Origin of the sequence: Agreia sp. Leaf283, from assembly GCF_001422485.1 — a bacterium.
Taxonomy (GTDB): domain Bacteria; phylum Actinomycetota; class Actinomycetes; order Actinomycetales; family Microbacteriaceae; genus Agreia.
The window spans coordinates 1739346-1751643 of the sequence record NZ_LMNF01000001.1; the positions used below are offsets into that span (position 1 = coordinate 1739346).

Below are 12298 nucleotides of genomic sequence, written 5' to 3' on the forward strand. Positions count from 1 at the left end.
TAATTGCCGCGAGCCCGCTTCCTCCCCTGCGGAAAGTTTTCTGGGGCGGAATGGGGCGCGAAGCCGTGACTTCTCCGAGAGTATTGGACGTGATCGCAAGGAGGCGGGAGATGCACAGAGTACTGGTTGTCTGCGGTGCCGGTGCGTCGAGCACCTTTCTGGCCCATCGCCTTCGTGCGGCCGCCCGCGGTCGCGGAATCGACATCACCGTAGCGGCATCCAGCACCGAAGGTCTCGCCCAACGCCTGGGCGAGGTCGACGTGCTGCTGGTCGGCTCTCACCTCGCAGCGCAGTTCGACGAGCTCACCCGGCTCGCCGACGAGGCCGGTGCGAGAAGCGCCCTGCTGCCGGACACCGTGTTCGGCACGCGCGGCGAGGAAGCCGCGCTCGATCTCGTGCTGGGCAGCGACGCCGAACGAACCACCTCGGCATGACAGACCGAACGACATACGAAAATCAAGGAGAAATCATGGCTGAACGCACCGTCACCATCGCTTCGACGCACGGACTGCATGCCCGTCCCGCGTCGATCTTCACGCAGGCGGCCGCCAAGGCCGGCGTGCCCGTTCAGCTGACGAAGGGCGAGAAGACGGTGAACGCGGCGAGCATCCTCGGCGTCATCTCGCTCGGCATCGACCACAACGACGATGTTGTGCTGTCTGTCGAGGGCGACGACGAGAACGCGGTGCTCGACGAGCTCGCGGCCCTGCTCTCGACCGACCACGACGCAGCCTGAGCGGCGGCGGACATGACTTTCACCGGAGTAGGTATCGGTCGCGGAATGGCCATGGGCACGGTGCTGCAGATGCCGGCACCGCTTCCCGAACCGCAGGATGCGCCGTCGGCGCTGAGCGTCGACGCTGAGAAGGAGCGGGCCGCGGTCGCGCTGGCCGCCACGGCCGCCGGCATCCGTGCACGGGGCGAGCGCGCCGGCGGATCCGCGAAGGACGTGCTCGAGGCCCAGGCCTTCATGGCCGAGGACCCGACCCTCTCCGACGACGTCAAGGCGCGGCTCGAGACGGGCAAGACCGCCGAGCGTGCCGTGTTCGAGGCCTTCGCCAGTTTCCGCGACCTGCTCGTGAGCATGGGCGGATACATGGGGGAGCGGGCGACCGACCTCGACGACGTGTCGCAGCGTGTCGTGGCGCAGCTCCAGGGTGTCGAGGCTCCCGGCGTGCCCGATCCCGACCACCAGTTCGTGCTCGTCGCCCGCGACCTCGCTCCGGCCGATACGGCTCTGCTGAACCTCGACAAGGTGCTCGGGCTCATCACGAGCGACGGCGGTCCCACCTCGCACACGGCCATCCTCGCCCGCGAGAAGTCGATCGTCGCGGTCGTCGGCGTCGCCGGTGCGCTCGACATTCCGAACGGCACCACCGTGATCGTGGATGCCTCGACGGGCGCCGTCACGGTCGACCCCGACGAGGATGCCCGCTTCAAGGCGAAGATCGCCATCCAGGAGCGCGCATCGCTGGCCAAGGCGCCCGCCGGTCCCGGCCGTCTCGCCGACGACACGGCGATCCCCCTGCTGGCCAACCTCGGTTCCTCGGGCGGAGCGGCAGAGGCCGTGGAGCTGGGAGCCGAAGGCGTGGGCCTGTTCCGCACCGAGTTCCTGTTCCTCGACTCGGCGCAGGCGCCGACGGTCGCAGAACAGCAGTCGCAGTACTCGGCGCTCTTCGCCGCGTTCCCCGGCAAGAAGGTCGTGGTTCGGGCACTGGATGCCGGGGCCGACAAGCCGCTCAGCTTCCTGAACGACGCTCCAGAAGAGAACCCGGCGCTCGGGCTCCGCGGCCTGCGGGCGCTGCGGGCGAACGAGCAGATCCTGCGCGACCAGCTCACCGCCATCCGCAACGCCGAGGCCGAGAACACGGCCGAGGTCTGGGTCATGGCGCCCATGGTGTCGACCCTCGAGGAGACGCGCTACTTCACGTCCATCGCCCGCGAGGTGGGCCTGAAGACGGCCGGCGTCATGATCGAGGTGCCCTCTTCCGCCCTGCTCGCGGATCGCATCCTGGTCGACGCCGACTTCGCGTCGATCGGAACCAACGACCTGACCCAGTACACGCTGGCCGCCGACCGCCTCCTCGGAAGCGTCGCGTCGTTCCAGGACCCGTGGCACCCCGCCGTGCTCCGCCTCGTCGGCGAAGTGGGCAAGGCCGGGGCCGCACTGGGCAAGCCCGTCGGCATCTGCGGCGAGGCTGCTGCCGACCCGCTGCTCGCCGTCGTGCTCGTCGGGCTCGGAGCGACGAGCCTCTCGATGTCACCCGCTGCGCTTGCGGACGTTCGTGCGGAGCTGCGTCTCTACACGATCGAGCAGGCCCAGCACTTCGCCGAACTCGCCCTCAAGGCGAACAGCGCGATGGAGGCCCGCGCAGCGGTGTCCGCCAGCGCGTCCTCCTGACGTACCACCCGCACCACACACCCGCACCACACACACCCCTTCAACACAGAAAACAAGGAGAACGCTCATGACGACGACGTCAGAAACGACCACGTCGGGAGGTGCCCGAGTTCGCGTCCAGCGGTTCGGCACGTTCCTCTCCGGCATGATCATGCCGAACATCCCCGCCCTCATCGCGTGGGGCCTGCTGACGGCCCTCTTCATCGATGTCGGATGGCTGCCGAACGAGCAGCTGGCGACCATCGTCGGGCCGTTCATCCACTACCTCCTGCCGATCCTGATCGCCTACACGGGCGGCCACATGATCTACCAGGTGCGCGGTGGAGTCGTCGCCTCGATCGCCCTGATGGGTGTCATCGGCGGGTCTGACTACCTGATCGCGCAGATCAACGCGGCGGCGCTGGCTGAGAACCCCGACGCGTCGGAGCTCGGACAGGTGCACATGTTCATCGGTGCGATGATCATGGCCCCGATCGCCGCGTACTCGATGAAGTGGCTCGACGGCCTGTGGGACGGCAAGATACGGCCCGGCTTCGAGATGCTGGTAAACATGTTCTCGGCCGGTATCTGGGGCTTCATCCTTCTGATCATCGGGTTCTACCCGGTGGCCTTCGTCATCAACGGCATCATGTCGCTGCTCAGCGGCGCCGTCGGATGGCTCGTCGACACGAACCTGCTGCCCCTGACGAGCATCATCATCGAGCCCGCCAAGGTGTTCTTCCTGAACAACGCCATCAACCACGGCGTGCTGACCCCCCTCGGCATCGAGCAGGCAGCCGGCGAGAGCCACAAGTCGATCCTGTTCCTGCTCGAGGCGAACCCCGGCCCCGGTGTCGGCCTGCTGCTCGCGTTCGTCGTGTTCGGAATCGGCGCGGCCCGCGCCTCCGCTCCCGGAGCCGCGATCATCCAGTTCTTCGGCGGCATCCACGAGATCTACTTCCCGTACGCCCTGATGAAGCCGACCCTGATCATCGCCCTCATCGCGGGTGGCATGACCGGCGTCACCACCAACATGCTGATGGACTCGGGCCTCCGTGCTCCTGCGGCCCCGGGAAGCATCATCGCGATCTTCGCGCAGACCGCATCGGACAGCTACCTCGGCGTCGCGCTGTCGGTTCTGCTGTCGGCCGCGGTCACGTTCTTCGTGTCGATGATCATCCTCCGGGCGAGCCGCAAGAAGGACCTCGCAGCCGAGGCCGCCGGTGAGGACGCCCTGGGCGCAGCCCTCGCGGCCAACGCCGCCAACAAGGGTGGCGAGAGCCGCGTCGGATCGCTCCTGGGCACGGACGCAGGCGCCTCCGCCACCGCGACCGCAGCCGGTGGCGTGGCGACAGCCGCGAAGCTCGAGAACATCGTGTTCGCCTGCGACGCCGGCATGGGATCGAGCGCCATGGGAGCCTCCGTCCTGCGGAACAAGCTCAAGAAGGCCGGCATCACCGACGTCTCCGTCAGAAACCTCGCCATCGCGAACCTGACCGACGACATCGACCTGGTGATCACCCAGAAGGAGCTCACCGACAGGGCGAAGCAGAAGACGCCGAACGCACAGCACGTGTCGGTCGACAACTTCATGAACAGCCCGCGGTACGACGAGGTCGTGAACCAGGTCGCAGCCCAGCACCCCACGGACCAGGCGTAGCCTGATCCTGACCCCAGGACGCCCCCGGCCGTCGGAGCACGACTCCGGCGGCCGGGCGGCCCTGGCCTGCATCACCGACGAAGCCCCACGAAGCGAACGAAGGACGTCATGAGCGACAAAGTACTGGACCTCGAATCGATCAGTGTCGACGGCACCGCGACCACCAAGGAGGACGCGATCCGCGAAGCGGCATCCATTCTCGTTGCCGCCGGCGCCGTGACCGACGACTACGTCGACTACATGCTCGAGCGCGAGACCAGCGTCTCGACGTACATGGGCAACTTCCTGGCCATTCCCCACGGAACGAACGAGGGCAAGGACACGATCCTCGCCTCCGGCCTGTCGTTCGTGCGCTACGCCAACCCGATCGACTGGGAGGGCAACGAGGTGCGCTTCGTCGTCGGCATCGCCGGCAAAGACAACGGCCACCTCGACATCCTCTCGAAGATCGCCATCATCTTCTCCGACGACGACGAGGTGCAGAAGCTTCTGGATGCGCCTGACGCCCCCGCGCTGTTCGCGCTGCTCGGCGAGGTGAACGAATGAAGGCTGTGCACTTCGGTGCCGGCAACATCGGTCGCGGCTTCGTCGGACTGATCCTGCACAACGCCGGCTACGAGGTGGTGTTCGCCGACGTGAACGCCGAGCTCATCGACTCGCTCGCCTCGACGCCCAGCTACCGGGTGCACGAGGTGGGAGCGTCGTCGAAGAGCTGGACGGTCGACAACTACCGTGCTCTTAACTCGGCCACGCACGAGGAGGACGTCGTCGCCGAGATCGCCTCGGCCGACATCGTCACGACCGCGGTGGGCCCGAACATCCTGCGTTTCGTCGCGCCGCTCATCGCGCGCGCCATCAACATCCGCGACGCGTCGCTGAAGCCGCTCGCCGTCATGGCCTGCGAGAACGCCATCAACGCGACCGACCTGCTGAAGCAGGAGATCGTGGCAGGACTCGACGACGCGGCCCTCGCATCCATAGACGCGCGTGCCGTGTTCGCGAACACGGCCGTCGACCGCATCGTTCCCGGCCAGGCCGCAGACGCCGGACTCGACGTGACCGTGGAGGACTTCTTCGAGTGGGCCATCGAATCCGGCCCCTTCGGCGACGACCTGCCCGAGATCGCCGAGGCCCACTTCGTCGACGATCTCGCGCCCTACATCGAGCGCAAGCTCTTCACCGTGAACACCGGCCACGCCACCACGGCCTACTTCGGCTTTCTCGAGGGCGCTGCCACGCTGGCCGACGCCATGCGCAGCCCCGAGGTCTTCGCCCGGGTCGCCGCGGTGCTCGACGAGACCAAGACCCTGCTCATCGCGAAGTACGACTTCGACCCCGAGGTGCAGGAGGCATACGTTCAGAAGAACCTGACGCGCTTCGCGAACCCGTTCCTTCCCGACACCCCGGCCAGGGTCGGACGCCAGCCCGTGCGCAAGCTCAGCCGACACGAGCGCTTCATCGGCCCGGCGGCGGAGCTCGCCGAGCGAGGCCTCGTGCCCGAGGCCCTCTTGGGCGCGATCGGTGCCGCGCTGCGTTTCGATCTGCCGGAGGACGCGCAGAGCGTGGAGCTGAAGGAGCTGCTCGCCACGTCGACGGCCGAGGACGCGACGTCACACCTGACCGGGCTCGACGCCTCCCACCCCCTCTACGCCCACGTCGTGCGCGTGGTCGAGCGGGTGCAGAAGAGCTAACCGAGTCAGTCGTCGCTCTCGAGGATCAGCTTGAGGTTGTCGAACATCTGCTCGATCGTGTTCTGGTTGATGCGATCGAGCAGAGTCGCGTTGACGACCTTCTGCAGAACGGTCGGCTCGACCTCGTAGAGGATCTCGGTGGTGATGCGCGTGGTGCCGTCGCCGAGGTCGTCGAACGTGTAGTCCCACGTGGCGTTCACATCGCCGGTGAGTCGCAGGGTGACCTTCTTGTCCACCTCGAACGCGATCCCCTCGGCCTTGCCCCGCAGGTCGGCCCCGGCCATGTTGAAGCGCCAGTCGAAGGTCTGGTCGACACCGGCCTTCTCGGGCGTGATGTTCGTGTTCTCGTTCAGGTTCGGAATGAACGCCGGACCGTTCTCGGCACTCGCGGTGTACTCGAACACCTCGGAGACGGGCTTGCGGATGACGATGAGTGCTTTGGCGCTGGCCATTGCGGTTCCTTCCTGGTTGCCGGTCAGCCTCGACCGAGGGAGTAGTTCTGAACAGTCTTGCGCAGAACGTTGCGGAAGAGGGCGATCTTCTTGAGGCCGGTGGCGTTCGACGCGGAGACCTGGATCGTGACGAGCTGAACGCGAGACGCCACGGCACGCACGATCAGGGTCGACTTCTCACCCATGACGAACGTGCTGTCGTCGGCGGGAACGCGCTTTACGCGCACCATCGTGGATGCCTTCACCACGGCCGCCAGCACCTGCTCGGTCTCGAGGCCGATCGCCACCCAGGGCCGCCACACGAGCGCCACGACGAGCTGCGCGACGAGAAGCAGCAGCGCGGGCAGGGTCCAGACGCTAAGGAACGCCACGGCTACAATGACGAGGGCGCCGAGCGCGTAGGACTCCGCCCCGCGGAGGAGAACCGGTCGACGCTTCGCCAGGGGCAGCAGCACGAGGTGCGCCAGGATCGCCAGAACGACGCCGAACGCACATACGGAGACGATGACCATCGGCACAACACTATGAGGGGCGCGTGGATATATCTACGCGAGCGGTTTCCCCTCGCCCTCGTCGCCCTCATGTCGGCCGCGTTCGCCGCCGCATCCGTGGGACTGTTCACGCCGACCACTGACACCCCCGGTGCGCACACGTGGTCGTCGGCGATCCTGCTGTTCGTGATCTATCTCGCGCTGCTGCTGCGCTACCGGGTCACCGACGAGTGGAAGGACTTCGCTCACGACAGCGCCGTGTATCCCGATCGTCCCGTGCAGCGCGGAGTGGTCTCGCCGCGGACGCTGTTCGTCATCGGTGCGGGCGCGTTCGCCGTCGAGCTGCTCGGTGTGCTGCTCATCGGAGGCGCGCTCGGATTCGTGCTCTACCTGCCGGTTCTCGCCTACTCCGCCCTGACCGTCTTCGAGTTCTTCTCCGCACCGCGGCTCGAGCGGCACTTCACGCTGTCGTTCGTTCTGCACGAGGCGATCTACCTGCCGCTGTTCCTCTGGGTCGCGGTCGTGCTCGGTGCAGCGCCCGACTGGCGGACCGCCGCGGGAGTGCTGGCCTGCACGGCACTCTTCGTGTCGGTCGAACTGGCCCGCAAGTTCAGCCCGCGTTTCGATACGGAGGGCCGGGTCGTGCTCGACACGTATTCGGCCGTGTGGGGGAGGGGCCGTACGCTGGGGGCGATGGTCGTGCTGGTGGTTCTGAGCGGAGTGCTCGCGACGACGGCGGGCGCGGGCCTCGCCTCTCCGGTGATCGCGGTCGTCGCTGCGGCCGTCGCGCTCGCGCGGCCGGCATCCGATCGCTGGGTCACGACGGTCGTCGCCATCCACCTTCCCCTGCAGGCGGCGGCGATGCTCTCGTGAGCGCGCGCGCAGCCGAGTCGCCCGACGCATCCGTCGGTCGCAAGGCACTCGGACTCGTCGAGCTCGATCGCCTGTACCCCGGCCTCGTTCCGTCGTTCGTCGTGCTCCCCGTCGAGAGGCTCGTCGAGAACTGGTTGGAGCTCAAGGCGGGCGCCGAGGCCCTCGTCGCCGAGTTCTGCGAGGGCGCCGTCGACGACGACGCGACCGACGACGTCGCGTACGGCGCGCGCGAGACGCGACTCGTCGCATCCATCGCCCTCGACGACACCGTCGTCGCCGAGGCCCTGTCGTCTGCGGCCGGCTGGAGCTCTGTCAGCGTGCGCACCTCCGCGCTCGCGGAGGACGGCGCCGAGCACTCCTTCGCCGGGCAGTACGTGACGACCCTCGACGTGCCCGTGCAGCCTCAGCCGGTCCGCGACGCGATCCGCGCCTCCGTGGCCAGCCTCTTCTCCGCGCGAGTGGCGGCCTACGCGCGGGCGCGCGGCATCGAAGCGCTCGAGCTCGGCGGTTCTGTCGTCGTGCAGCAGATGTTCGTCGGCACGACGAGCGGCGTGCTGTTCAGCGAGAACGGCCGCGGCGAGTTGACGCTCGCGTGGAGCAGATCGGCCCGCAACACCACGGTCGAGGGCGAGAACGCGCTCGAGTTGAGGGTGTCGAAGGTCGCCGACCGGCCGGCGAACCTGCCCGCGCCCGAGCGGCTGCTCGACATCGCGGTAGAGAGCGAGACGAGGCTTGATCGCCCCGTCGACATCGAGTGGGCCGCGCGCGGAACCCGCCTCGCCCTGCTGCAGCTGAGGCCGCAGACCACGGTCGCGCTCGACTACGAGCTGGCGTGGGACTGCACGAACATCGCCGAGAACTATCCCGGCATCACGCTTCCTCTCACCTACTCCTTCATCCGGGGTCTCTACTCGCGCGTCTATCCCGCCTTCTTCCGCAAGCTGGGCGTGGCCCAGACGGTTCTGGATGCGAAGCAGCAGGTGTTCCGCAACACGCTCGGCTACCTGGGCGGTCACGTCTACTACCAGATCGACAACTGGTACGAGATGGTGCGCATGATCCCGGGTCCCAGCAGCAACCAGGCCTTCTTCTCGGCGATGCTGCAGCCGCAGCGCACGCCCGGGGAGGCGCCGCGTCGACGGCTCGGGCTGAAGGGCGCGGTGACGATGGCGCCGCTGGTGGGTCGGCTCGGCTGGCTCCTGCTGCGGTCGAACTCGATGTCGAAGGGCTTCAGCCGCACATTCCAGAAGCGTCTGAACCGCTTCGAGTCGATCGACTGGGCGAGCCTGCAGGCCGACGCGATCCTGTCGACCCTCGAGACCATGCGCGGCGAGCTCCTCACGCTGTGGGCGACTCCCGTGTTCAACGACCTGCGGGTCATGATCTTCCACGGGCTGCTGAAGACCTACAGCTTCGGCCCCGAGCAGCACGCCGACTACCTCGGCTACCTGCACGGCCTCAGCGACCGGGCGTCGATCGCCCCGCTCACCGCTCTCGGCGCGCTCGGCAACCGACTGCGCGACCGTCATGGCAGCGATGCGACGGCCGACAGCATCCTGTCGTCGCCCGACTGGACGGCGACGCGCCTCGACATCGACGACTATCTCGCGCGGTTCGGCGGGCGGGCGCCCGACGAGCTGCAGCTCGAGAACCCGCGACTGGCCGACGACCACGCCTCGCTTCTCGCGCTGGCGCTCGGCACCGACCCCGAGGGTCGGCCCCCGGTGGATGCGACGGCGCGCTCGATCCGCGGGCGTCTCGGCACCCGGTTCATCGGCCGCAACACCCGGCAGGCCATCGACTGGCGGGAGCGGTTCCGCTTCAACCGGGCCCAGGTCTACGGGCTCGCGCGCACGGCCTATCTCGCCTTGGGTCGACGCCTGGTCGAGGCGCAGCTGCTCGACGCGGCCGACGACGTGTTCTGGCTCACGGAGCAGGAACTCGACGAGGCGGTGTTCGGCCACGCGTGGAGCTCCGATCCTCGAGCCGTGGTGGCCAGGCGGCGAGACGAGTTCACCACGTTCGAGGCCCGTTCCCTCGCGCGCCGGGTGGTCGGATCGGGCCTCATTGCACCCGCGCGGCTGCGTGACGACGAACAGCGCACGGCGGCGGGAATGGCCGCGGGCATGGGCGTCTCCCCGGGCGTCCTCACCGCCGAGGCGATCGTGGTGCACGAGTTCGACCCGACCGTCGATGTGCGGGGCAAGATCCTCGTCACCAGTCACATCGACCCCGGCTGGACCCTCCTCTTCGTGCAGGCCGCCGGCGTCGTGACGGAGCGGGGCAACGCGCTCTCGCACGTGGCGATCATCGCCCGCGAGCTCGGCATGCCCGCCGTCGTCGCCGCGATGGGCGCCGTCGACGCCCTGCGAACGGGGCAGCTCATCACGATCAACGGAACAACGGGAGACATCGATGCCGCGCTCTAGCTACTGGCTGAAGGCCATCGGGCCCGCGGGGGCCGTCTCGCTCGCAAGCCTCCTCCTGGCGTGGATCGCGATCGGCCTCGCGATCTCGGGGTCGCTGCGGGCGAGCGTGCTGTGCGCGCTCGGCGCGTTCCTTCTCGACATGCTCGACGGCTTCGTGGCACGAAGGCTCGGCGTCTCGAGCGAGTTCGGCCGGCAGCTCGACAGCTTCATCGACGTCGTCAACTACTCCCTCTACGCAGCCGTGCTCGTGGGCTTCCACATCATTCCCGGCCTGATCGGCTGGGCTCTCGGATTCGTGATCGTCGCCACCGGCATCCTGCGTCTCATCCGGTTCAACATCGAGGGCTTCACCGACGACGAGCCCATCAAGTACTACCGCGGCATCGTCGTGTGCCACCTGTCGCTCGGCGCCATCGTCTTCCTGATCCTCACCCAGCTCTTTCCTGAGGCGGGGTGGATCCCGTGGCTGGCCGTCGTCGTTCTGATCGTGCTGTCGGTTCTGCAGCTGTCGTTGATCCGCATCCGCAAGACCGGTCGGCAGGCGTGGTGGGCCGCCCTGGTCGTGCCGTTGGCCGTGGGCGCCATCCTGTGGTTGACGTAGCGACGCGCTTCCCGGCCGAGACGCATCGCGCTCTGGCCGAGCAGATCCGCTCGATCGCCCGGGAGCATCCCGAGGTCTCGGAGCGCAGCGCACGCCGCCTCGTGCGCGCCCTCAGACAGGGGCGCCTCGCGATCGCGATCGACGACTCCCGGGTCGTCGGCTGGTTCCTCTCCGAAGGGTCGGGTGTCGCGACGCACGAGCTCGGCTACCTCTTCGTCGAGCGTCGATTCCGCACGGGCGAGGTCTTCGACCGGATGCTGGCGCTGCTGCTCGAGATCGAGTCGCGCGCCGTCGCGGTCACCTTCCGCCCGGCGTTCGCCGCGTGGCTCGAGCGGTCGTACGGCTTCGAGCGCGCGAGCCTGGGCGGCGTCGTGATGCTGTCGCGGGGTACCTTCCTGCTTCGACGACTGACGCCCGCTCGAATGGCGGCGGTGGCGCGGCACACCACGGCGGCGTCGCCGATCTATCTGACCTGGCGGAGGCCGGGGCTGTGATCGTCGAACCCTCGGGCGCCCTCGTCTTCGGGGCCGCCACGATCGCCCTCGCGCTGTCGTTCGTCGCGCTCGAGCGCCTGGTGCGCACCCGCGACGTGCCCACCGAGATCACGCGGCGCGTCGCGCACGTTCTCGCCTGCCTGTTCGCCCTGCTGGTGCACACCCTGGTGTCGGTCTGGCTCTTCGTCGTGCTCTCGCTCGTGTTCGCGGCCCTCATGTGGCTCTCGCGTCACTTCCACGTCTTCACCGCCATCCACAAGGTGAGACGGCGCTCGCTCGGAGACGTCTATCTCCCCCTCGGAATCGGCACCGCCGCCCTGCTGGGCCAGGCCGACACCGCGGTCTTCGTGGCCGCGGTACTCATCCTCGGCCTCGCGGACGTGGCCGCCGGGCTGGTGGGCGACCACCTTCGCTCGAGGCGTAAGACGTGGTGGGGCTCGGGGGCGTTCCTCGCGGTGAGCGTCGTCGTGCTCGCCCTGTGCGGGTTCCCGGTCGTCGCGATCGCGGCTGTGGCCCTGCTCGCCACGGTGACGGAGCGCTACTCGCCGCTGGGCACCGACAACGTCAGCATCCCGTTCGTCGTCGCCGGGCTCCTCGTGATCAGCGCGACTTGAGCCGCAGCCGGTGCATCACCAGGTCGGTCGTCGCGTGCACGACCACGCCGACGAGCGCCGTGGCCGCGACCAGCAGGGGAGAGGAACCGAGCGCGACGAGCAGCACCGAGACGGCCACGATGCCGTCGGCCAGGTCGGCTATGCGCTGCACGCCACGCCACCGCGACGACGTCTCGACACTCGAGGCGATTCCGACCCGGCGCTTCACGAAGCTGTTCACCAGCTCGCCCAGCACGTAGGCCACGCCGATCGCGAAGCCGATGGCCGCCGAGCGCGGGCCGCGCAGAACGGGGGCGACCCAGGATCCGAGGTCGGGATGGCCCAGCACACCGGCGACGATGGCGGCCCCTCCCACGTAGATCACGACGCCGAGCCAGGTCTTCGTCCGCCCGAACACCGGGCGTCCGTCGCGCCATGTGGCGCCGGCGTCGATCGGAACGGCGAGCCGTCGCATCCACCCCTGCTTGAGCACGACGATCAGCACGACGCCCGGCAGGAGAACGGTGGCGAGCAGCGAGGCGAGCTGCGAGACGAGGAGGAGGGCGGACATCCCCTGAATCGTACCGGGATCGACTTGCCAGAAAGGCTCATATCACCTAAGCTCGATCTTTGG

General features: G+C 68.2%; 14 protein-coding genes. 11 read left to right on the forward strand and 3 right to left on the reverse strand.

The features are described 5' to 3' along the window. Window positions 1–110: 110 nt before the first annotated feature. The 6 genes from ASF51_RS07865 (at window position 111) to ASF51_RS07890 (ending at window position 5731) form a co-directional block, all read left to right on the forward strand. Window positions 111–434 (forward strand): PTS sugar transporter subunit IIB, encoded by a 324-nt coding sequence (locus ASF51_RS07865; protein WP_055927106.1) that lies wholly within the window; start codon window positions 111–113, stop codon window positions 432–434. 35 nt (window positions 435–469) lie between these two features. Next, a complete protein-coding gene (locus ASF51_RS07870; RefSeq protein WP_055927109.1) occupies window positions 470–736 on the forward strand; it encodes an HPr family phosphocarrier protein in 267 nt (88 codons plus the stop codon). Window positions 737–748: 12 nt separating this feature from the next. Then, the gene (ptsP, locus tag ASF51_RS07875; protein ID WP_055927112.1) at window positions 749–2401 is read left to right on the forward strand and encodes a phosphoenolpyruvate--protein phosphotransferase; all 1653 of its coding nucleotides are present in this window, start codon (window positions 749–751) and stop codon (window positions 2399–2401) included. A gap of 67 nt (window positions 2402–2468) precedes the next feature. After that, window positions 2469–4040 (forward strand): PTS mannitol transporter subunit IICB, encoded by a 1572-nt coding sequence (locus ASF51_RS07880; protein WP_055927115.1) that lies wholly within the window; start codon window positions 2469–2471, stop codon window positions 4038–4040. Window positions 4041–4148: 108 nt separating this feature from the next. Beyond that, window positions 4149–4586, forward strand: a complete 438-nt coding sequence (locus ASF51_RS07885) for a PTS sugar transporter subunit IIA (protein WP_055927118.1) — start codon at window positions 4149–4151, stop codon at window positions 4584–4586. Further along, window positions 4583–5731 (forward strand): mannitol-1-phosphate 5-dehydrogenase, encoded by a 1149-nt coding sequence (locus ASF51_RS07890; protein WP_055927121.1) that lies wholly within the window; start codon window positions 4583–4585, stop codon window positions 5729–5731. Before ASF51_RS07885 ends, ASF51_RS07890 begins: the two co-directional genes overlap by 4 nt. Before the next feature lie 5 nt (window positions 5732–5736). Here ASF51_RS07890 and ASF51_RS07895 read toward each other — a convergent pair whose 3' ends face one another. Further along, window positions 5737–6183: an SRPBCC family protein gene (locus ASF51_RS07895; RefSeq protein ID WP_055927124.1), complete on the reverse strand. Its 447-nt coding sequence runs from the start codon at window positions 6181–6183 to the stop codon at window positions 5737–5739. A 23-nt stretch (window positions 6184–6206) separates the two neighbouring features. Beyond that, entirely contained in the window at window positions 6207–6695 is a 489-nt protein-coding gene (locus ASF51_RS07900; protein WP_055927127.1) for a hypothetical protein, read from the reverse strand. A 12-nt stretch (window positions 6696–6707) separates the two neighbouring features. Between ASF51_RS07900 and ASF51_RS19030 the strand changes: the two genes are divergently transcribed. From ASF51_RS19030 to ASF51_RS07925, 5 genes are read left to right on the forward strand one after another with little or no spacing between them, the layout of a single operon-like run. Next, the gene (locus ASF51_RS19030; protein WP_157412048.1) at window positions 6708–7547 is read left to right on the forward strand and encodes a hypothetical protein; all 840 of its coding nucleotides are present in this window, start codon (window positions 6708–6710) and stop codon (window positions 7545–7547) included. After that, window positions 7544–9976: a PEP/pyruvate-binding domain-containing protein gene (locus ASF51_RS07910; protein WP_055927133.1), complete on the forward strand. Its 2433-nt coding sequence runs from the start codon at window positions 7544–7546 to the stop codon at window positions 9974–9976. Before ASF51_RS19030 ends, ASF51_RS07910 begins: the two co-directional genes overlap by 4 nt. After that, window positions 9963–10577: a phosphatidylcholine/phosphatidylserine synthase gene (locus ASF51_RS07915; protein WP_055927135.1), complete on the forward strand. Its 615-nt coding sequence runs from the start codon at window positions 9963–9965 to the stop codon at window positions 10575–10577. Before ASF51_RS07910 ends, ASF51_RS07915 begins: the two co-directional genes overlap by 14 nt. After that, a complete protein-coding gene (locus tag ASF51_RS07920) occupies window positions 10565–11071 on the forward strand; it encodes a hypothetical protein (protein ID WP_055927138.1) in 507 nt (168 codons plus the stop codon). Before ASF51_RS07915 ends, ASF51_RS07920 begins: the two co-directional genes overlap by 13 nt. Next, window positions 11068–11685, forward strand: a complete 618-nt coding sequence (locus tag ASF51_RS07925; RefSeq protein WP_055927141.1) for a hypothetical protein — start codon at window positions 11068–11070, stop codon at window positions 11683–11685. Before ASF51_RS07920 ends, ASF51_RS07925 begins: the two co-directional genes overlap by 4 nt. On the opposite strand, the gene ASF51_RS07930 is transcribed toward ASF51_RS07925, so the two are convergent. After that, on the reverse strand, window positions 11672–12235 hold the full coding sequence (locus tag ASF51_RS07930) for a CDP-archaeol synthase (RefSeq protein ID WP_055927142.1): 564 nt from the start codon (window positions 12233–12235) through the stop codon (window positions 11672–11674). The two genes, ASF51_RS07925 and ASF51_RS07930, sit on opposite strands and share 14 nt — an antisense overlap. Window positions 12236–12298 lie beyond the last annotated feature (63 nt).

Bases quoted from the DNA above. Each gene is read 5' to 3' on its own strand.
- ASF51_RS07915 (WP_055927135.1), top strand. From the start codon at position 9,963: ATGCCGCGCTCTAGCTACTGGCTGAAGGCCATCGGGCCCGCGGGGGCC.
- ASF51_RS07900 (WP_055927127.1), bottom strand. From the start codon at position 6,695: ATGGTCATCGTCTCCGTATGTGCGTTCGGCGTCGTTCTGGCGATCCTG.
- ASF51_RS07930 (WP_055927142.1), bottom strand. From the start codon at position 12,235: ATGTCCGCCCTCCTCCTCGTCTCGCAGCTCGCCTCGCTGCTCGCCACC.
- ASF51_RS07895 (WP_055927124.1), bottom strand. From the start codon at position 6,183: ATGGCCAGCGCCAAAGCACTCATCGTCATCCGCAAGCCCGTCTCCGAG.
- ASF51_RS07865 (WP_055927106.1), top strand. From the start codon at position 111: ATGCACAGAGTACTGGTTGTCTGCGGTGCCGGTGCGTCGAGCACCTTT.
- ptsP (WP_055927112.1), top strand. From the start codon at position 749: ATGACTTTCACCGGAGTAGGTATCGGTCGCGGAATGGCCATGGGCACG.
- ASF51_RS07885 (WP_055927118.1), top strand. From the start codon at position 4,149: ATGAGCGACAAAGTACTGGACCTCGAATCGATCAGTGTCGACGGCACC.
- ASF51_RS07870 (WP_055927109.1), top strand. From the start codon at position 470: ATGGCTGAACGCACCGTCACCATCGCTTCGACGCACGGACTGCATGCC.
- ASF51_RS07890 (WP_055927121.1), top strand. From the start codon at position 4,583: ATGAAGGCTGTGCACTTCGGTGCCGGCAACATCGGTCGCGGCTTCGTC.
- ASF51_RS07880 (WP_055927115.1), top strand. From the start codon at position 2,469: ATGACGACGACGTCAGAAACGACCACGTCGGGAGGTGCCCGAGTTCGC.
- ASF51_RS19030 (WP_157412048.1), top strand. From the start codon at position 6,708: ATGAGGGGCGCGTGGATATATCTACGCGAGCGGTTTCCCCTCGCCCTC.